Consider the following 20,439-nt stretch of genomic DNA (forward strand, 5'->3'; position numbering starts at 1 on the left):
AGAATAAGACAGCTGTTGTTATAGCACATCGTCTTAGTACGGTGAAAAATGCGCATCAAATTGTGGTCTTAGAAGCAGGTAAAATTGTGGAAATAGGAAATCATGAAACATTAATAAAACAAAAAGGAAATTATTACAACCTAGTAAAAAATCAATTAGAGTTAGGGAATTAATTATGGAAGATTTTTCTAAACACATAGAGTTAAGAAGCGAACATGTTCAAGAGCTTTTAGAAACCGTTCCAAATTGGATGATTCGCTATGGAAATCTACTAATACTGATATTCATGCTTATGTTCCTAATGTTGTCGTGGTTTATTAAATATCCTGATATTATTAATTCTGAAGCCCAAATCACCACTAAGCTTCCACCACAAAAAACATACGCGCAACTCTCAGGAAAGTTAGATTCAATATTGATTAGGGATAGTCAATATGTAAAGCAAGGAGATATACTTGCTATAATTGAAAATACCGCCAATTTTGAGCACATTCAACGTCTTAAATCTATAATTGATACTATAAAACCAAATAACCAAAACTTTGATTTCCCGCTCGACGACGTACCGATTCTTTTTCTGGGAGATATTGATTCAGAATATGCCATATTTGAAAATAGCTATATACAGTACCAGCTAAACAAACAATATCAACCATTTAACAACGAGCAGAGAGGTAACCAATACTCAAGATCTCAACTCTACTCTAGACTTAAAACATTAGAATCACAAAAACAAATTAATAAAGCAGAACTGACTTTTCAGAAAAAGGATTTGGAACGGCAGCAACAACTTTTCGCAAAGGGTGTTATTGCAAAACAAACTTTAGAATCTAAAGAATTAGCATATCTCCAAGCAGAACGCAACTACGCCAATATAGATGCCTCTATTTCGCAAATCAGAGAGGCCATTGCCGATGCCAATACCAGTGCTATAAGTACCAGTATTAAGAAAACCAAAGAAGAGATTAGTTTACTTAAAAATGTCATTCAATCTTTTAATCAATTGAAGCGTGCCTTAAAAGATTGGGAAATGAAATATACTATTATATCAGAAATCAGTGGTGAGGTTGCATTCTCAAAATCATGGGTAAAATATCAGATGGTAAACCAAGGTGATTTGTTGTTTACAATAATCCCAGAACAAAACTCGGCTTATATAGCCAAACTGAAAACACCTGCCCAAAATTCAGGAAAGGTTAAAATTGGGCAAACTGTAAATATTAGACTCGAGAACTATCCAGATAATGAATTCGGAAAGCTACAAGGTAGCATTGAGTCTATATCCCTTTTAGCGGATAAGGAAGGGTTTTATTTCATCATAGTAGCATTGCCCGATAAACTCATTACATCATATGATAAAGAAATTGTATTTAAGCACGAAATGCGTGGTTCGGCAGAAATTATAACAGAAGATTTAAGATTGATAGAGCGTTTTTTTTACCAACTAAAAAATGTGTTTAACAACTAAGATATTCTCTCGCGAAGAATGGACATAAACCTTGGGTGTCCTTAAATGACCAAGGCTAATTTAATTTTTAAATATTTTAATTATGAAAAATTTATTGAATTTAGGAAAGGCTTTGAACAGAGCTGAACAAAAACAAGTTTTTGGAGGCGATGGACCTAACAGGCTCAGAAGGGAGGATGGTATTTGTTCTGACTATTACTATGCTGAACCTTGTCCTACCCATGGAGTTGGAGGTTGTTGGGTAATAGAATATTGGTCGTGTTAAAATCAAACAAAAGGGGCCTTCTGTTTTTGGAGGTCCTTTTTACATTTCAAATTTAGATTATGATTACTGAGTAATCCGAATTATCTGTAATTGATTTGTATTGATTCAAACCACTTAATTAAGACTGTCTTTTATATCAGTAAGCCTCAAACTACAAGATGGGCTGTTAACGACAGTTACTATCATTAAATTTTTCATAATAATAACCAATTCTACCAAACAAAATATTCTCTGTCGAAGAATGGACATAACCCTTGGATGTCCTTAATGACCAAGGCTATTTTAATTTTTAAATATTTTAATTATGAAAAATTTATTGAATTTGGGAAAGGCTTTAAACAAAGCTGAACAAAAACAAGTTTTTGGCGGAGAGCCAAATAGATTAAGAAAAGCAGATTCAGATTGTGGTAAATATCAAGAACATATTACTCCTTGCCCTACAGTTGTACCTTGGAGTCCAATTTATGAAGGCGGTTGTTGGGTAATAGTTTCAACTTGCTAATAAACTGAAGGAATTTATAATTATTTCAATCCATCTATAAGGCTACTCTATCAACTAGTAGCCTTTTTTAATCCAAAACAAACCCTAAAGGTTGACCCGTTGCCCCATTGGGGAAACTAATGCCTAACAAGGCTGAAATTGTTGGGGCAATATCGGGAATTACCGTTTTATTGTATGTTTCTCCATGTTTAATTCCGGCACCAAAAAACAAAAGTGGTACATGTGTATCGTAATTTAACCCACTTCCATGCGTGGAACCCGTTCTACTGTAAGCAATATGAGCAATATCATCTACTATAATAATATCACCTGAGCGTTTTTGGTTGAATCCATTTTGTAACAACTCCTCAATTCCTGTAGTAAAATTAGTACTGTTCATCGTTGTAGCTGTGTAAACCTTTGCAACATTAGAATAACTGATTTGTTCATCAGCCAAAGCTTTCTCAACTTCGCGTATATTTAATCCTAATTCTTTCAGCTTAGCTTTATTAAAGAAGATTTGGTTGTTACTTACATTTTCAATTATATCACCCGTACCATATTTATCAACCAAAAAATTGCCAAATCTTTTTTTCCTGTCATCATAATCAAGGTAACCTGCCGGAATATTAATTGATTGTAAATACGCAGGAACATTAACAGCACCATGATCAGCCGTTAAAAAAACCGTATAATTACCTTCACCAACCTGGTTATCTAAAGCTATTAAAAGACGCTCTATGTCTTTATCCAATCGCAAATAGGTATCTTGAATTTCTTTAGAATTTACGCCAAAGTTATGTCCAACATAATCTGTACTTGAAAAGCTCACCGCTAAAACATCGGTAAAATCATCTTTTCCCAAACCCTCATTTTTAATAGCTTCTATGGTAAAATCTGTTACAATGGAATTTCCATAAGGTGTGGATTTAATAATATCGAACCATGAATTTTCTTCTTTCAATGCATCTAAATCATACGGAAAGGTTGCAGCCGCTTTACCTTTAAAGCCTCCTTCAAAGTCATTAAGGTCTGGCCCACTTTCTGTGTAAGTCGAAATATCGTACATCGTATTCCAAACCCTTAAATATGACTCGGCTTTACCAGAATTATTGAAGTCTTCAACCCATTTTGGCAACTCCTCCATGTAGTAATTACTGGTTATAAAGTTTCCCTCCCCTTTACCTCTAAACCAGTAGGCTGCGTTGGCCGTATGGCCAGCTGGCAAAATAGCACCTCTATCCTTTATAGAAATACCTATGGTTTTACCCTTCATTTGGGTGAATAAACGGTTTTCGTCTGCAAACGTAGTTGTCAACATTCTATGTGGTGACATGCGCTCTGATTTGGAAGGACTCCCTACAGCTATAACTGAATCGTCTGAAGCGCAATAGACATTCTTTTTTTCTTTCTTACTATACCAATAGTTTGCTATTACGCCATGATATTTTGGTGTGGTACCTGTGTAAATAGAAGCATGTCCAGGACCAGTATAAGTTGGTATGTAATTAAAATGATTGTTTTTACAATTAAAACCTTCACGTATCATACGCTTAAATCCTCCTTCACCAAATTTAGATTCAAAACGCGTTAAATAGTCATAACGCATTTGATCCACAACAATACCTACCACAAGTTTTGGTTTAGAATCCAATACTGAAGTCTGTTTAGTTTCAGATGCTGAATTAGTCGTTTTTTCTTGAGAACCACACGAGAAAAAAATACATATTAATATGATTAACGCTAGGTATTTTTTCATATCAGAATTAGCATTCTTTTAAACCCCAAAAATACGTTTTTTAAATCATCTTAATTTAAATTAACATGATATTGCTAATCATTTTTTATACTTTAGCACTAGAATTTTCGTAGATGAAATATCTCCATAATATTGGCACCTACTTTATAATGATTAAAGATATGTTTCGCAAACCTACAAAGTGGTCTGTGATGAAAACTTTAATCTTAAAAGACGTAGATGACCTTATCATTGGATCCTTAGGTATTGTAGCTTTTATATCGTTTTTCGTTGGTGGTGTTGTTGCCATACAGACCTCATTGAATATTAGTAATCCTCTTATACCAAAATATCTTGTTGGTTTTGCGACACGTCAGTCCATTATCTTGGAATTTGCACCTACGTTTATTTCCATTATTATGGCAGGTAAAGTAGGTTCTTTTATCACCTCTAGCATTGGCACCATGCGTGTTACCGAACAAATAGATGCTCTTGAGGTTATGGGTATCAATGCTATTAATTATTTGGTCTTCCCAAAATTTATTGCCTTAACACTTTATCCTTTTATTATTTCAATTTCAATGTCCTTGGGAATTCTTGGTGGATTGGCTGCATGTGTTTACGGTGGCTATGGTACTTTAGAAGATTACATTGATGGTGTACAAATTGATTTCATCCCATTTCATATGGCATATGCCTTTATAAAAACCATGGTATTTGCTTTTATTTTAGCTACTATTCCATCTTTTTATGGCTACTTTATGAAAGGTGGTGCACTCGAAGTTGGAAAAGCGAGTACAACCTCTTTTGTTTGGACCAGTGTGGTTATTATCTTGGTGAATTATTTAATAACAAGTTTACTTTTGGGCTAATGATAGAAGTTAAAAAATTAAATAAATCGTTCGGAGACGCTCATATTTTAAAGGATATTTCAACCTCTTTCGATAAAGGCAAAACCAATCTTATTATTGGACAAAGTGGCTCTGGTAAAACCGTGTTTTTAAAATGCCTATTAGGCTTATTCGAATATGAAGAAGGTAGTATTTCATATGATGGGAAAGTTTTTAACGAATTAAGCCCTGATGAAAAACGCGACTTGAGAGCAGAAATTGGGATGGTATTTCAAGGAAGTGCCCTTTTTGATTCCATGACCATTGCAGAAAATGTGATGTTTCCTTTACGCATGCTTACCAAACAGAGCAAAAGCGAAATGGAAGATCGGGTGGATTTTGTTTTAAGACGTGTTAACCTAGATGATGCCCATAATAAAATGCCGAGTGAAGCGTCTGGTGGTATGCAAAAACGTGTGGCAATAGCTAGAGCAATTGTCAATAACCCTAAGTATTTATTTTGTGACGAACCTAACTCTGGATTAGACCCAAAAACCGCCATAGTTATAGATAACCTCATCCAGGAAATAACGGATGAATACCAGATGACTACGGTCATTAATTCTCACGATATGAACTCCGTTATGGAAATTGGAGAGAAGATTGTGTTCTTAAAAGATGGTTACAAAGAATGGGAAGGCTCCAAAGACACTATTTTTAAAACTGATAATGAAGCTGTCACCAACTTTGTATATTCTTCTGAACTATTTAAAAAAGTGCGAAAAATGTACCTTGAAGAGAATCAGTAATTAATTTCTATTGATTCTTATTTTTTCGGTCTTTAATTCACTTTTTAACCACTTTAATAATTCAGATTCCTTTATTGTAACCAGACTATCGGTAAGATTTGATTTCCACCTTACATTTGCTACCGTAATAGTATCTACCTTTACGAAATCACTAGATTCTAGCATATTGGCGTAACCAAAATACGACAAGTCACTAAACTTTATTTTAGCATCTTTTGCCAAAAGGACAAAAGTAGTATTATCCATGAGGTTACCTTTTTCTCGAATAAATAATGTCAAGGTATCCAATTCAGATTGTTTAACTAATAACAAACTATCACGTTGCTCAATAGTGATAAGCGCATTATTGTAAAGATCCATTAATCGTTCGGCACTCACATTTTTATTACCATTTATGATTAAATCATAATCTTTAATGTATTCATATCTATTTAATTCGTTTCTGAGATCACTTTCGGTAGCTTCACTAATTTCCCCATTAAAGAAAAGTGTTATTCTGTTTTTTTCATTATCAATGCGTTCACGTTGAAGCCATAAGGATTCATTACCCTCAATTTCCTCTTTCAAAAACTTTGCATAATCAATATCTATCCTACTCTCTTTAAGCACCTTAACAAAGGTATAAATTGGCCAAGCCATAACTACAATTGCAACCACTAAGGCAATTCGTGAAATGCGTTTGCGCTTTTTGGAGTTAGCATATTTAAGCATTGGAAAACGCAAAATCTTAAGAACAATAAAGGTTGCCAATGCAATAAAGATGGTATTAATGGTGAATAAATTCATTGCACCTGCAAAAAAAGTCAAGCCCTCTCTTGCCCGCTCACCCGTATTACTCACCCAAACTGCAACACCATAGCCTGCTGTACAAAGCGGTGGCATTAAGGCGGTAGCAATGGCTACACCAAATATTACAGAAGCAATGGTACCTTTTTTGGTGCGTGCTATAATTAAAGCCAGGCCTCCAAAAAATGCAATCAAAACATCCCTAATATCTGGTTGTGTTCGTCCCAAAAGTTCAGACGTGTCTTCGCTCAAAGGAAAAAATTTAAAAAATAGAAATGCGGTCAAAAGGCTCAATACAATCATTGTCGCCAAATTGATAAGCGATTTTTTTAAAGTATCAATATCATTAATTGCAATCGACATACCAACACCTAAAATAGGTCCCATGAGAGGAGAAATTAACATGGCACCGATTACGACAGCAGTAGAATTTGCATTTAGACCAACAGAAGCCACCATAATAGAGCAGACCAATATCCATGCTGTAGCACCCTTAAAAGGAATATCAGCCTTAATTGCTGCAATTGTAGCATCTCGATCGGTATCGTCCCTAAAATCTAAAAGTTCACTTAAAAAATTTGATATGCTAGCAAATAAGCCTTTAGCATCTTGCTTTACAGCTTCTTTTTTTTCCTCAACAGCTTTGTTTTTTTCTACCCTTTGCTGTTCGTCCTCAGAAAAATTGAATTTACTTTCTTCACTCATGCTTAACCATATTCTTCCCCAAAATTAGCTTTTACATTCTGGAGTACCTTTTTAATATCTTGCTCTTTATGCTTAGGAAAGATAAGCAAAACTTCGTCTTTATCAACAATGATATAGTCTTTTAACCCATCTATAACAACAATTTTATCCTTTTTTGAGCGTATCATATTGCCTGTGGCATCTTCAGCAAGGACTTTTGAGTTAACAATAGCATTATTACTTCCGTCCTTATCCAATTTGTCATAAAGACTTCCCCAAGTACCAAGATCATTCCAGTCGAAAGTTGCTGGTATTACAAATACATTATTACTCTTTTCCATAATAGCATAATCTATAGAGATATTTTCTGCCTTAGCATAATTTTCTTTTATGAAGTCATCCTCTAGATCTGTATTGTAAACACTATAACCCTTCTGAAAAAGTTGAAAAAGTTCTGGTTGCTTTGCTTCAAAAGCAGAAATAACGGACGTAACACTCCACATAAAAATACCTGCGTTCCATAAAAAATTTCCTTGCTCCAAAAATGATTTTGCCGTTTCATAATCTGGTTTTTCCCTAAATTGATTAACGGGTTTTATACTCGAAGTATTTGACTTATTGTATTCGATGTAACCATAACCTGTATTTGGGAATGTCGGTGTAATGCCCAAAGTCATTAAGGCGTCGTTAGATTCACAATAATCAAAAGCTGATTTTACATTATCTGAAAACGCTTGTTCATCTTCTATCCAGTGATCACTTGGCGCTACAATCATTACTGCATCTTCATTTTCTTTTTGAATTTTTAAGGCCGCATACAAAATACAAGGGGCAGTATTACGCATGGCAGGCTCTAGGACTACCTGCCGTTTTGTAACAGTTGGTAATTGTTCAAACACCAAATCGTTATAACGCTCGTTAGTGAGAATAAAAATATTCTCTTCTGGGATTAGCTGTGCCAAACGATTAAAGGTTTTTTGAATTAACGTATCGCCTGTTCCTAACATATCGTGAAACTGCTTGGGAAAGTTTTGGGTACTTACAGGCCAAAACCTAGATCCTACTCCACCTGCCATTAAAATGGCATAATAATTTTTGTTTTTCATCAATCTAATAGTTTTACTTCGGCATTAGGATTGAACAAATATAGCTTTCCTGTTTTTTCCTCAATGCATTCAAAGCGTTTTCTTCTTTTTTTACCACGAATAAAAACTCTATCATTGTAAAGCTTAAATCTTTGGTTTAAAAGTACTTCAAACACATAAGTTTTATCATTGGGTTCGTCGAGTTGCTTCAAAGCTAAGGCAAGATGCTCATCTGTGTCGCTGGATGCTTTTGGGTTTTTAAAATGTTTGGCTAAAAGCGGTAATAATTCATTTGGGAATATTTCTGGTCTTAAAAACGGTAGCATTAAATGCTGAAAGGTCATTTTCCATTCTTTACCATGAGGCTTAATAAAACGACCGTAGTTGTTATACGCTTCAAAATGAGCGATTTCATGGATTAATGTGATTAAAAACCGATAAGGATTTAAGTTTGAATTAACTGTGATTTGATGCTTCCCATTTGATAACTGCCTGTAATCACCATGCTTGGTTTTTCTTTCTTTTTTGACCTTAATTACCAGATTATCTTTAGTTAACAAAGCTTCAACTTGTAATTGGGCAGTTTTGGGTATAAAATCTAAAAGTTGTACTGACATTGATGCAAAAATAGACGATTATTCTTGTACTTTAAGTAACATCTTCTTAGAATGCTTTATGGGTTTATATCAAATACAACACGGAATTTTATAATTATAAATCCGCTTCAAAGTCAATCTTGCTCAATTGGCTGTAACTATTCCTCATCCCCAAGAAATGTGTCCATCACTGCATCACTTACTCCCATATTACTAAAACCTCCATCATTATAAAGGTTTTGAAGCGTAACGCGTTTCGTTAGGTCGCTAAATAGGGTAACCGTATAGTTGGCACAATCTAATGCCGTAGCATTACCCAAAGGTGACATTTTCTCGGCATAGGCAATAAAACCATCAAAGCCTTTTACGCCATTACCTGCTGTTGTCGGAGTTGGTGACTGGGAAATTGTATTAACACGTACATTCTTGTCCCTGCCAAAGAAATAGCCAAAACTTCTTGCAATACTTTCTAAATAGGCTTTATTATCTGCCATATCGTTGTAATCTGGAAAGACGCGTTGTGCAGCCATATAGGTTAAGGCTACAATACTTCCCCATTCGTTCATAGCATCGGCTTTATATAATGTTTGCATAACCTTATGAAAAGACATTGCTGAGACATCTATCCCTTTTTGGGTCCAGTCGTATTTTTGATCTGTGTAATGCCTTCCTTTTCTAACATTTATGGACATCCCAATAGAGTGCAGTACAAAATCCAATTTTCCACCTAGTATTTCCATAGACTTTTCAACTAGGTTTTGTAAGTCTTCTTCTGAAGTCGCATCTGCAGGAATAATTTGTGACCCTGTTTTTTCTGCCAATGCATTAATCTGTCCCATTCGCATCGCTACTGGTGCGTTGGTCAATACAAATTCTCCACCTTCTTCATGGACACGCTCTGCGGTTTTCCATGCGATAGAGTTTTCGTCTAATGCTCCAAAAATGATTCCTTTTTTTCCTTTGAGTAAGTTATACATAGTCTATTATTTTAGTCGTTTTCTGATTAGCTATTTATCGGTCAAATATAAGATTAAATTAAAGAAGTTGTGATAAGATTCCTGCCTACACTTCGACTTCGCTCAGTGACCACGCAGTAATGACAAATTAATTCAATAATTGCTTGGCATGTGTCATAGCTGATTCGGTAATCTCAACACCACCTAGCATTTGCGCAATCTCTACAATACGTTCTTCTTCATCTAGACGCTTAAGTTGAGTGTGTGTCATATCATTAGTGTCTATCTTGAATACTTTAAAATGCGAATCACCCTTAGCTGCTATTTGTGGCAGATGCGTAATACTAAACACTTGCATTCTTCCACTCATTTGTTTCATGATTGCTCCCATTTTGTTGGAAATTTCTCCTGAAACTCCTGTATCTATCTCATCAAACATAATGGATGGTAATTGCATATATTCTGACAAAACAGATTTAATGGTGAGCATAATTCTAGATAATTCACCACCGGAAGCTGCTTTTTTTAAAGCATTAAAACCAGACCCTTTATTTGCAGTAAATAAAAACTGCAAGCTATCTTTACCATTGGCAGAAAAACTATCTAACGGCATAAGTTCTATCTTAAATTTGGCATTTGGCATTCCCAAATCCGAAAGCATCGTTTCAAGCTTATTTGTCAATACAGGAATTATTGCCTTTCGTTGTTTACTCAACTCTATAGCAAGTTGATTTAGTTCTTCCTTAAGGTTTGAAATTTCCTTTTCTTTCTCGGCAATACTATCATCCAAGCTTTCGGTATTAGAAATTTTAGATTCGAGTGCTTCTTTAATCTTAATTAATTCATCTACTTCTAAAACCGAATGTTTTTGAAGGAGGTTATTAACCACTTGAAGTTTTAGACTTATACGTTCTAATTCCTGTGGGTCAGAAGACAACAAGGCTTCAAGATTATCTAATTCCGTAACTATATCGTCTAATTCAATAGTTACGCTTGAAACTCTTTCTAACAAATCCTCATATACCTTCCCAAAACCAGAAATTCTATTAAGCTCCTGTTTTATAAGACTTAATTGATCTAAAATCCCTTGATCTTCACGACTAAGAATCACTTTAGAACTGCCCAGCTTCTCACCTATTACCTCTACATTGTTAAGTTGCTCGTACTCTGATTCTAGTGCTCTGATATTCAAAGTTTCTAAATCAATTTCATTCAACTCCTTGGTTAAAAACAGATTATAATCATACTCTTTAATCAAATCAGCTTTAGAAGCTTTAAGTACTTCTAGAGATTTCTGAAATGATCTGTACGCCATCAACTTTTCTTTATATAATTCCAAATTTTTGCCGTTATCGGCCAACGCATCTATAACTTTAAACTGATAATCATCCTCAATTAATTGTTGTGTTTGATGCTGCGAATGAATATCTATGAGGTGGGCACTTAGAGCAACTAAACTCTCTAAGGTTGTTGGTGTATCGTTTACAAAAGCTCTTGACTTACCTGATGGTAAAATTTCGCGCCGAATAATCGTTTGTACATCATAATCTAAATCTAAAGATAAAAAAAGGGACTTTAAATCATAAGTAGCAATGTCAAAGCCTGCTTCAATGATACACTTTTCATCCCTGTTTTTCACCTGACTTAAATCCGCGCGCTTTCCCAAAACTAATGACAAACCACCTAAAAGAATGGATTTACCTGCACCTGTTTCACCAGTAATAATGGTCAATCCACTATTAAACTCAACATTGAGTTCATCTATAAGTGCATAGTTCTTTATGTAAAGTGAGGTGAGCAAACAATGTTTCGATTAGCTTCTGCAAAAGTAAAAATTCTTGATTTGATTAAGAATTATAATGTTCAAATTGTTGATGGTTCTAAAACTTGATGTTTCGCCACTTTTGAGAGTGATTAGGTGCTATTCTATTCAAAATATCAACTGCATCAGTAATGCTAACACTTGGACCACCAGATAAGATATCCATTAACTCATCGGATTTAGCATCAAAGAAGACACGTAACAGGAAAGCGTTTGGACGCCTTCTATTTATTTTTTGTAGTTCGGAGAGCTGTTCAATAATCTTAGTTTTTCCCTTTTTGGCATCATCCGACATAACATCTAAACCTTCAATATGGTAATTGTACATTGTAGACCTTATCTCCTTAAAGGCTGGTGATAACAAATTGTCTATTAATGCAAAACGCGATTGCAAACCATCTTCTAACTTCCAGCCCTGACCATTTAATTGCTGCGAATAATTAGCAATGGTCTGTGCTTGTGCGAAGTACTCGTCTCCTCCATTTAGCGCAAAAGTGTCAGCATCCATGGCTAAAATCATATATACATGAAACGATAAAACAGATATCAAATTAGATTCAAACTGTAGTGGATTAAACACTAAATTCTGAAATTCCAAATACTGAAAATTAAAGTCTTTATCGTTATAGTTATATACAGGAGAGCTGTAAGTGGAGTTAAAGATTGGTCGCGAAGAAGACACTTGTAACGTAGCACTAAAATTGTCGTTTTCGTAGTTAGTTACATTAATAACCATACTACAATTGATACGTTCTTCTGGGCCAAAGTTTTTTTCTGTCCACTTTGTGTTATTAATAAATTCAGTCAATTGTTTTTCGAGTGTTTGAAAAACAACATTATTATCATTTCCTGTCAGTTGGGCAATAACATTGACCGTACAGTTCAACTCTTGCGCAAACACAACTGTTGAAAAGAAAAAGGTCACCAAAATTAATATCTTACGCATGTAACTGGTTTAATATCTGTTGCATTAAATCTTCAGCAACTTCAGCTTTAGATTTAAGCGGATGTTCTATTGTATCGTTTGACGATGTTATAAATGTAACTTTATTTGTTGATACTCCAAAACCTGCACCTTTATCTTGTAAAGAGTTGAGAACGATTAAGTCCAAATTTTTGGATTTCAATTTTTCTTTGGCATGCTCTAATTCATTATTAGTCTCAAGTGCAAAACCCACCAAAAATTGATGCTCTTTAATTTCCCCCAATGATTTAAGAATATCTTTTGTTTTTTCCAGTTCAATACTAAACGTTGTATCTTTCTTTTTTATTTTCTTATCAGCAACAGTTTTTGGTCTATAATCTGCAACGGCTGCCGAGAGAATAGCTATATCCACAGATTTAAAGTGCTTGTGCACTTCATTATACATGTCTTCCGTACTTACAACAGGTTTCAACAAGACCGAATTATGACTTATTTCCTGATGTGTTGGGCCAGAAACCAAAATGACATCAGCACCAAGATTTGCAGCAGCCTTAGCGATTTCAAATCCCATTTTCCCACTCGAATGATTCCCGATAAAACGAACAGGATCTATGGCTTCATAAGTGGGGCCGGCAGTGATTAAAACTTGCTTTCCTCTAAGCGGTAACTGACCTAAAATATCTTTTTCAATAAAATCGATAATATCCTCAGGTTCTGCCATTCGTCCTTCACCCACCAAACCACTTGCTAATTCACCTGTTCCTGCAGGAATCATCTTGTTGCCATAAGATGTTAATTTTTTAAAAGAGGTTTTAGTGGATTCATGCTTGTACATATCCAAGTCCATGGCTGGTGCAAAATACACAGGACATTTAGCTGATAAATAAGTGGCCAACAATATATTATCACAAACGCCATTAGCCATCTTGGCCATCGTATTGGCTGTGACAGGCGCAATAACAAAATAGTCTGCCCAAAGCCCTAATTCAACATGGTTATTCCATACCTGATTGTCGTCATCCTCGTCTATAAAAGATGAATAGACTGGGTTCTTAGACAATGTGGAAAGTGTAAGCGGAGTTATGAAATCTTTAGAAGCTGGCGTCATCACCACTTTAACACGAGCGCCTGCTTTAATAAATAATCTTACTAAGCTAGCAGATTTATATGCCGCAATACCTGCAGTAATGCCTAATAAGATATTTTTGTCTTTTAGAATAGACATGAAAATTTACTCGATAATCGAGGTTTATAGTTCCGAAAGTTTAAAGGTTAATCCTATCAAGCATACATGCTTAAGTGCTAAAGCAAATTACTCTTGAGTTTCCTCAGTATTCCTGTGATAAATTTTATTATCTAACCACTCTTTTACTGCTAATGCGTGAGGCTTCGGTAATTTTTCGTAAAACTTAGAAACTTCAATTTGCTCTTTGTTTTCGAAAATCTCTTCTAAACTATCATTATAAGTCGCAAATTCTTCTAATTTATCAATTAACTCGCGTCTTATGTCTGTATTGATTTGTTCAGCTCGCTTAGCAATAACAGAAATTGCTTCATAAATATTATCTGTTGGTGCGTCAACTTCATTTCTGTTGTAAGTTACTGTTGTAACAGGTGCATCAGTCTTCTTTAAATCCATCATTGTTATGATTAACTTTTAGTTTTTATTAATTCTAGCTCTTCATTTAATTTTTTGTTCCACTCCGATGTTTCTTCAAGAAACTCAGAATTAGGATAAGCTTTTGTGAATGCCGTATAATAATTTTTTGCTAGATTAAGCCTGTTTTCTTTCAGACTTTCTATACTTAAAATGGCTAAATTATATTCCGCATGCAATCTGTAATATAATGCCTCTTCTCTCAAATTAGACCCTGGAAAATCAAACAAAAAGTTGTTAAATGATTTAACTGAGGCTTTGTAATCTTTTATTAAATCGTATTGCTTCGCTATTTCAAAAGCTTTTTTCTCTAGTTTAAAATCCAATTCCTTAACCAATGTATTAGCTTCTTGTAGATAATCAGAATTTGGATAAGCATTTACAAACAACTGCAACTTTTCTATAGCCTCTACAGTTTCCTTTTGTTCTTTTGAATAAATCGGGGAATTGTAATAGTATCCTTTCGCCTCTAAAAATGCTGCTTCTTCCGCTTTCTCACTCTTTGTGTAGATGTCGGTAAACTTTTCAAAATGATAGCTAGCAATATAGTAGTCCCCTATTTTATAAGAGCACATGGCGTGCATAAAAGTCAATTTTTCCGCTTGAGGTTTTCCTCTGTATTTTGGAAGAATTTGATCAAGTAATCGCTTAGATTTACTCCATTTTTCAGCTTCATATAATTCAGTAGCTAATGCAAATTTCTCTGCTATATCCTCAGATTTTAAAGCCTTCTGAAAATCACTACAGGAAACTAATACAAGAGCAACTAATAATATGTAAAGTCCTCGCTTCATAAATTTTAAACAGGATGCAAAAGTACACATAATTAACGGATTATAAAAACAAATATTATATGCTAAAATAGGTCTAGTTTTAAAGTGAAAACTTAATTTAAACTAAGTTTAACTTTTGCCTAAATCCACTAGTGCTTTTTTAATATCACTTTTAAGCGCATCCGTTGCCTCCACCAATGGTAAACGCACATGGGAATTAGATATATTGAGCGTTTCTAAAACGGCTTTTATACCTGCTGGGTTATTCTCAGAAAAAATTAAGCTTGTAATTGGCATTAACTTAAAATGAAGGTCATATGCCTCTTTAGCTTTACCTGCTATACCTAAGCGAATCATCTCTGAAAATTCCTTTGGCAAGGCTTGACCAATAACAGAAATAACTCCAGCTCCACCAGCTAACGCAACACCTAATGCCAAGTCATCATCACCAGATAATATCAAAAAATCCTCTGGTTTAGTTCTTAATAATTCTAAATATTGGTGCACATTGTTACCTGCTTCTTTTACAGCAATGATATTCTCAAAATCATTAGCCAAGCGAATCGTTATTTCTGGCTCCATATTTTTTGAAGTTCTTCCTGGAACATTGTACAAGATTATTGGTAGTGGAGATACTTCAGCAATAGCTTTAAAATGTTGATAAAGCCCTTCTTGCGTAGGCTTGCTATAATAAGGCGATACGGATAAAATGGCACTAATATCTTTTAAGTCTGTGGTTTTAATTTCTTCAATTATTGAAGCGGTATTATTTCCGCCAATACCCAACACCAAAGGCAATCTTCCATTGTTAACATTTCCTATAAAAGTTATCAATTCCTTCTTTTCTTCTGATGTTACCGTAACGCTTTCACCTGTCGTACCACTTATGACTAGGTATTCCGTGCCATTTTCAATGTTATACTCTACTAGTCGTTCTAAGGCATCATAATCTATACTAAGATCTGATTTAAAAGGCGTTATTAATGCAACTCCTGTACCTATAAATTTGGTCATTATAATTTGTTTAAAATGTTTAAGTATTTTTTAAATTCTGTTTTAAATATATCTACCTCTTTAGGCTTAACATCTATGATTAAATCGTAAAGCCGTTCATCATTTCTGCTCAAACCCACTTTTAAGTTTGCTCTCGAGGCTGCAGTAATAAAATTTAGTTGTAAGTTTTCCTCTTTATAATAGCTAATGAGAACATCGTAAGCTTCGTCAATAAATGATTTTAAGTCGGTGTTATTTATTTTTCCTTTCCATCCAAAATCTTTTGGACTAAAATAAGTCTCCCATTGGCTTGCAACAAACTTATCATCATTTGTAAAAGCCACAATCTTATGCTTAGGTGATCTTAAGCTTAATGCTTTAAAATATTGCCTAAATACCTCAAAATCAATAAATTCATCAGCGTTTAACAAAACCGCAATAGTCTTTACTTTATTGGTGTTTACTGCTGCTTTGCGCGCTGACAACAATTTGTTGACATATTTTTGATTCGATTTTTCCTTAAATGCCTTTAAAATCATCTATATTTAGACTTTGTGCAAATTTAACAAAAGCCTGAACATTATTTAATCCTATTGGAAAGTTAAACAATGATTAAAAACCCTTTTTTAATTGTTTTATTGGTAGGTCTTATCATTTCTTGCAAAGAACCTCAGAGAATTGAAGGCAGTCGTATTGAAATTGACGAGGATATTATATCTAGTCTAACCGTCGAAGATTATATGAAGCCCTACAGGGACCATGTAAATAACAGCTTGGATAGTGTTATCTCTTATGCGCCAGCTACCTATTCTAAATCTGATGGTCAACTCAACACAGCTATTGGCAATCTCATGGCAGATGCGGTTTACAGTGAAAGCAATCCCATATTTAATAAACGTACTGGAAAAAATATAGACTTCGTTTTATTGAATCATGGAGGTATCCGATCTATAATATCCGAAGGCCATATAAAAATGCGAACAGCATATGAAGTAATGCCTTTTGAAAACTCTGTTGTTGTTGTAGAATTAAAAGGAACTCAGATTAGCAAAATGCTTTCGTACTTAGCAAGAGCCAAAAGAGCCCATCCTGTTTCTAAACACATACAAATAACACTAGATGAAAATTTTGAAGTTAAAAAAGCGCTGATTAATAATAAGCCCATTTCTGAAGGCAAAACTTATTATTTAGCCACAAATGACTATTTATATAATGGTGGTGACCGCATGACTTTTTTCCATCCAAATGATAGTTTGTATGTATTAGATTATAAAATTAGGAGTGTCCTTATTGATTATTTTAAGAAAGTAGATACCATAAACCCAAAAATTGATAATCGCTTCATAAAACTTAATGATTGACCATGAAGAGAAGACAATTTATACAACAGACCACAGCGGCTACAACCTTGTTAGGGTTAGGTGGATTAACCTTGCGGTCTTGTGTACCAAAAACCAAACATATCACTATTCTTCACACCAACGATGTGCATAGTCATATAGACCCATTTGGACCGAATGACAAAAGAAATGCCAACAAAGGAGGTGTAGCGAGACGCGCTACCATCATTGAGGCCATTAGAAAAGAAAATCCCAACACATTGCTATTGGATGCGGGAGATATTTTTCAAGGTACTCCTTATTTTAATTACTATGGTGGCGAGTTAGAGTTTAAGCTAATGAGCATGCTTAAATACGATCTAGCCACTATTGGCAATCATGATTTTGACAACGGGATTGATGGTCTTTATGCACAATTACCGAATGCAGAGTTTGAATTTGTATCGGCTAATTATGATTTTTCTAATACAGTGATGGACACCCATGTTAAACCCTATAAAGTACTAGTAAAAGATGGTGTTAGAATTGGCATTTTTGGTTTAGGAATTCAACTTGAAGGGCTAGTGGACAAAAAAATGTATAAGGAAACGGTTTACCACAATCCTATTGAAATTGCTCAGGATATGTCTCGTATTTTAAAAGAAGAAGAATCTTGCGATTTAGTCATTTGCTTATCTCATATAGGATATCATTACAAGAATAATCCTAATCGGGTGAGCGATTTGAATCTTGCCAAGGCCACAAAGGACATTGATTTAATCATTGGTGGACATACACATACTTTCTTGCCAAAACCAACTATAGCGAAAAATAGTATAGGACAAAATGTCTTAGTAAATCAAGTAGGTGCTTACGGATTATATTTAGGAAGAATCGATTTTTATTTTGAACCCGGACAAGCGCTAAATTCAGATAGCACAACCATAATTGTCTAGCCTTTTTGTAAGTAACTAAAAATGAAACGTCTAAGATTTCAACTAAACAATTAATATTATGAAATCTAAAAACATCATTTTAGTACTAAGAATTGCTGTAGCCATCATCTTAATTCAAACTTTACGATTTAAATTTACGGCACACCCAGATAGCGTCTATATTTTTGAAACTGTTGGCCTAGAACCATTTGGTCGAATTGGTATTGGTATTCTTGAACTTATTGCTGGAATACTACTTTTAATTCCCAAAACCATTTGGGCTGGAGCTACCCTAACGCTAGGACTAATTGGTGGTGCTATTATGATGCATCTAACGCAGTTGGGTATCGAAGTAAAAGGCGATGGAGGTGTATTGTTCTACACGGCAATAGTAACATTCGTACTGAGTGCAATAATTCTTTACAATTATCGAAAAGAGATTCCTTTTTTTGGGAGGAAACTAAGCTTCTAGTTTTTCATCTACATCCACGTAAGTTGGTTCTGGACCTGTAAACTTCTGTTGCGATTGTAGGTAGAAAAGCAGAAAAGCCATAACCAAGAAGAAAGAGTATATAAAACCTAGGTTTTTATCATTTCTTAAGATGTAGAAATACGCTAACTGAATGATTTCTGAAAAAACAATGCAAATAGAGCCCAATAGAAACAACATGGATTTATTATCATTTCTGTACATATAGTCTATCAATGCTACAGAAAGTAGAGCCATAATCACGGCATTGTAAATAAACTCTAAAGTATATTCATAAATAGAAAGGGCACCTCTGGTCGTATCCGTAACTAAAACAACACAAAATATATCCAAGAAAAAAAGAATTACTATTGGTATGGCAAGTTCTTTAAATACTTGCTTTATTTTGATTGATGATGTAATCTTCGCAATTAAGAATATATAAGAAACTATATATAGAATATTGGCACCGTAGTAGTAATAATCTATTTGCCCTTCTTTTATTCTAGGAGCGTACCACGCCGAATAACTTAAAAGATGTGCTATAGTAAACGTTACAAGAAACCAAAAGAAATATTTTGATTTAACTTTTGTCCACTTACAATATAAAATAGTGAGCAAAACGAGCATTAATGCACTTACTGCTGCGCCCTCTAACTCAAAGGCAAGCCCCTGAAGTATTATAAAAACACCTCCTAAAAGCAATAGCCCAACTTTTATGATTTTATTCACTATCATTAATTAATCCCATATTAATAAAGCGAATATAAAATAATTTTACAATTAAACGATAAAAAAATACATTTTATCGATGAAATGCGTATTTTTTTGTAAGAATTTATTTCAAAAATTCTAGAAAAGCCTGTTCAGATAAGATGGTAATGTTTAAATTTTCGGCCTTAGTACGTTTACTTGGTCCCATTTTATCACCAGCTACCAAATAACTTGTTTTAGAGGATATTGATGAGGACACCTTACCTCCATTATCTTCAATAAGTTTTTTAAGCTCGTTACGAGACAAGGATTCAAATACCCCTGAAACGACAATGGACATACCTTTTAACTTATCGGTCTGATTAGCTAGTTTATCTGCAGAAATTTCAAGTTGTACCCCAAAAGATCTTAAGCGTTCAACACTGTTTTTATTCTCTTCAGAAGAGAAAAACTCAACCACACTCTCTGCAATACGTTCTCCAATTTCATCTACGGTGACCAAGTCCAATACAGAAGCAAACATTAAAGCATCGATAGATTTATAGTGTCTCGCCAATTTTTTAGCTACGGTTTCACCAACATATCTTATTCCTAAGGCAAATAAGACACGTTCAAAAGGAATTTGTTTTGAAGCTTCAATACCATTAACTAGATTTTCGGCACTTTTCTCTGCCATACGCTCTAATGGAATAACCTGCTCAATAGTTAACTCGTATAAATCCGAATAATTGGTAATCAACCCTTCATTGACCAATAAGGCTACCGTTTCGCCACCCAAACCTTCAATATCCATGGCTTTCCTCGAAATATAGTGCTGTATGCGACCTATAACTTGAGGCGGACAACCATTATAATTAGGACAGTAATGTTTGGCTTCTCCTTCTGGTCGTATAAGCTCTGTACCACACTCTGGACAATGTGTTATATAAATGGTAGGTTTTGAATCTTTAGGTCGCTTGCTTAAATCTACGCCAACAATTTTCGGGATAATTTCTCCACCTTTTTCAACAAAAACAGTATCACCTTTCCTAATGTCCAATTTTTCAATCTGATCGGCATTATGCAATGAGGCACGTTTTACGATAGTACCAGCCAATTGCACAGGTTCTAAATTAGCTACTGGAGTTATAGCTC

22 protein-coding genes are annotated in these 20,439 nt (G+C 34.5%); 8 read left to right on the forward strand and 14 right to left on the reverse strand.

Going from position 1 to position 20,439, the window contains the following annotated elements:
* Window positions 1–175: 175 nt before the first annotated feature.
* The 3 genes from Q0992_RS14630 to Q0992_RS14640 all read left to right on the forward strand — a co-directional run bounded on the left by Q0992_RS14630 (window position 176) and on the right by Q0992_RS14640 (window position 2,235).
* Window positions 176–1,468, forward strand: coding sequence for an HlyD family efflux transporter periplasmic adaptor subunit (locus Q0992_RS14630; protein ID WP_299526045.1), 1,293 nt, complete (start codon window positions 176–178; stop codon window positions 1,466–1,468).
* Window positions 1,469–1,550: 82 nt separating this feature from the next.
* Entirely contained in the window at window positions 1,551–1,733 is a 183-nt protein-coding gene (locus Q0992_RS14635) for a hypothetical protein (RefSeq protein WP_299526048.1), read from the forward strand.
* Between the two features lie 304 nt (window positions 1,734–2,037).
* Window positions 2,038–2,235 (forward strand): hypothetical protein, encoded by a 198-nt coding sequence (locus Q0992_RS14640; RefSeq protein ID WP_299526051.1) that lies wholly within the window; start codon window positions 2,038–2,040, stop codon window positions 2,233–2,235.
* A gap of 67 nt (window positions 2,236–2,302) precedes the next feature.
* Here Q0992_RS14640 and pafA read toward each other — a convergent pair whose 3' ends face one another.
* Entirely contained in the window at window positions 2,303–3,973 is a 1,671-nt protein-coding gene (gene pafA / locus Q0992_RS14645; protein WP_299526054.1) for an alkaline phosphatase PafA, read from the reverse strand.
* Between the two features lie 113 nt (window positions 3,974–4,086).
* On the opposite strand from pafA, the gene Q0992_RS14650 reads away from it, so the two are divergent.
* Both Q0992_RS14650 and Q0992_RS14655 read left to right on the forward strand, forming a co-directional pair.
* Window positions 4,087–4,824, forward strand: coding sequence for an ABC transporter permease (locus tag Q0992_RS14650; protein WP_299526057.1), 738 nt, complete (start codon window positions 4,087–4,089; stop codon window positions 4,822–4,824).
* A complete protein-coding gene (locus Q0992_RS14655) occupies window positions 4,824–5,591 on the forward strand; it encodes an ABC transporter ATP-binding protein (protein ID WP_299526060.1) in 768 nt (255 codons plus the stop codon). The genes Q0992_RS14650 and Q0992_RS14655 overlap by 1 nt, the downstream gene beginning before the upstream one ends.
* Here the strand turns inward: Q0992_RS14655 and Q0992_RS14660 are convergent, their stop codons facing one another.
* From Q0992_RS14660 to Q0992_RS14710, 11 genes are all read right to left on the reverse strand, one after another.
* On the reverse strand, window positions 5,592–7,082 hold the full coding sequence (locus Q0992_RS14660) for a DUF389 domain-containing protein (protein WP_299526063.1): 1,491 nt from the start codon (window positions 7,080–7,082) through the stop codon (window positions 5,592–5,594).
* Between the two features lie 2 nt (window positions 7,083–7,084).
* Window positions 7,085–8,167 (reverse strand): mannose-1-phosphate guanylyltransferase, encoded by a 1,083-nt coding sequence (locus Q0992_RS14665; RefSeq protein ID WP_299526065.1) that lies wholly within the window; start codon window positions 8,165–8,167, stop codon window positions 7,085–7,087.
* Complete coding sequence (locus tag Q0992_RS14670; protein ID WP_299526068.1) at window positions 8,167–8,763, reverse strand: SprT-like domain-containing protein; 597 nt, start codon at window positions 8,761–8,763, stop codon at window positions 8,167–8,169. The genes Q0992_RS14665 and Q0992_RS14670 overlap by 1 nt, the downstream gene beginning before the upstream one ends.
* A gap of 137 nt (window positions 8,764–8,900) precedes the next feature.
* Entirely contained in the window at window positions 8,901–9,719 is an 819-nt protein-coding gene (locus Q0992_RS14675; RefSeq protein ID WP_299526070.1) for an SDR family oxidoreductase, read from the reverse strand.
* A 127-nt stretch (window positions 9,720–9,846) separates the two neighbouring features.
* Window positions 9,847–11,499: a DNA repair protein RecN gene (gene recN, locus Q0992_RS14680; protein WP_299526073.1), complete on the reverse strand. Its 1,653-nt coding sequence runs from the start codon at window positions 11,497–11,499 to the stop codon at window positions 9,847–9,849.
* Window positions 11,500–11,578: 79 nt separating this feature from the next.
* Entirely contained in the window at window positions 11,579–12,466 is an 888-nt protein-coding gene (locus tag Q0992_RS14685) for a DUF4835 family protein (RefSeq protein ID WP_299526076.1), read from the reverse strand.
* The gene (coaBC, locus tag Q0992_RS14690) at window positions 12,459–13,670 is read right to left on the reverse strand and encodes a bifunctional phosphopantothenoylcysteine decarboxylase/phosphopantothenate--cysteine ligase CoaBC (RefSeq protein ID WP_299526079.1); all 1,212 of its coding nucleotides are present in this window, start codon (window positions 13,668–13,670) and stop codon (window positions 12,459–12,461) included. The genes Q0992_RS14685 and coaBC overlap by 8 nt, the downstream gene beginning before the upstream one ends.
* An 87-nt stretch (window positions 13,671–13,757) precedes the next feature.
* Window positions 13,758–14,084, reverse strand: coding sequence for a DNA-directed RNA polymerase subunit omega (locus Q0992_RS14695; RefSeq protein WP_299526111.1), 327 nt, complete (start codon window positions 14,082–14,084; stop codon window positions 13,758–13,760).
* 11 nt (window positions 14,085–14,095) lie between these two features.
* Window positions 14,096–14,896 (reverse strand): outer membrane protein assembly factor BamD, encoded by an 801-nt coding sequence (locus Q0992_RS14700; protein ID WP_299526082.1) that lies wholly within the window; start codon window positions 14,894–14,896, stop codon window positions 14,096–14,098.
* A 108-nt stretch (window positions 14,897–15,004) separates the two neighbouring features.
* Window positions 15,005–15,889: a 4-hydroxy-tetrahydrodipicolinate synthase gene (dapA, locus tag Q0992_RS14705; protein ID WP_299526084.1), complete on the reverse strand. Its 885-nt coding sequence runs from the start codon at window positions 15,887–15,889 to the stop codon at window positions 15,005–15,007.
* A complete protein-coding gene (locus Q0992_RS14710; protein ID WP_299526086.1) occupies window positions 15,889–16,407 on the reverse strand; it encodes a hypothetical protein in 519 nt (172 codons plus the stop codon). Before Q0992_RS14710 ends, dapA begins: the two co-directional genes overlap by 1 nt.
* 69 nt (window positions 16,408–16,476) lie before the next feature.
* On the opposite strand from Q0992_RS14710, the gene Q0992_RS14715 reads away from it, so the two are divergent.
* From Q0992_RS14715 to Q0992_RS14725, 3 genes are read left to right on the forward strand one after another with little or no spacing between them, the layout of a single operon-like run.
* The gene (locus Q0992_RS14715) at window positions 16,477–17,229 is read left to right on the forward strand and encodes a 5'-nucleotidase C-terminal domain-containing protein (protein WP_299526088.1); all 753 of its coding nucleotides are present in this window, start codon (window positions 16,477–16,479) and stop codon (window positions 17,227–17,229) included.
* Between the two features lie 2 nt (window positions 17,230–17,231).
* Complete coding sequence (locus tag Q0992_RS14720) at window positions 17,232–18,143, forward strand: bifunctional UDP-sugar hydrolase/5'-nucleotidase (RefSeq protein ID WP_299526091.1); 912 nt, start codon at window positions 17,232–17,234, stop codon at window positions 18,141–18,143.
* A 58-nt stretch (window positions 18,144–18,201) separates the two neighbouring features.
* Window positions 18,202–18,594: a DoxX family protein gene (locus Q0992_RS14725; protein ID WP_299526102.1), complete on the forward strand. Its 393-nt coding sequence runs from the start codon at window positions 18,202–18,204 to the stop codon at window positions 18,592–18,594.
* Here Q0992_RS14725 and Q0992_RS14730 read toward each other — a convergent pair.
* On the reverse strand, window positions 18,583–19,323 hold the full coding sequence (locus tag Q0992_RS14730) for a hypothetical protein (protein WP_299526105.1): 741 nt from the start codon (window positions 19,321–19,323) through the stop codon (window positions 18,583–18,585). The two genes, Q0992_RS14725 and Q0992_RS14730, sit on opposite strands and share 12 nt — an antisense overlap.
* Window positions 19,324–19,429: 106 nt before the next feature.
* The coding region (gene ligA / locus Q0992_RS14735) for an NAD-dependent DNA ligase LigA (protein ID WP_299526108.1) at window positions 19,430–20,439 on the reverse strand (1,010 nt) is incomplete at its 5' end.

This window comes from Winogradskyella sp. (assembly GCF_028289625.1).
In the GTDB taxonomy this organism is placed as follows: domain Bacteria; phylum Bacteroidota; class Bacteroidia; order Flavobacteriales; family Flavobacteriaceae; genus Winogradskyella.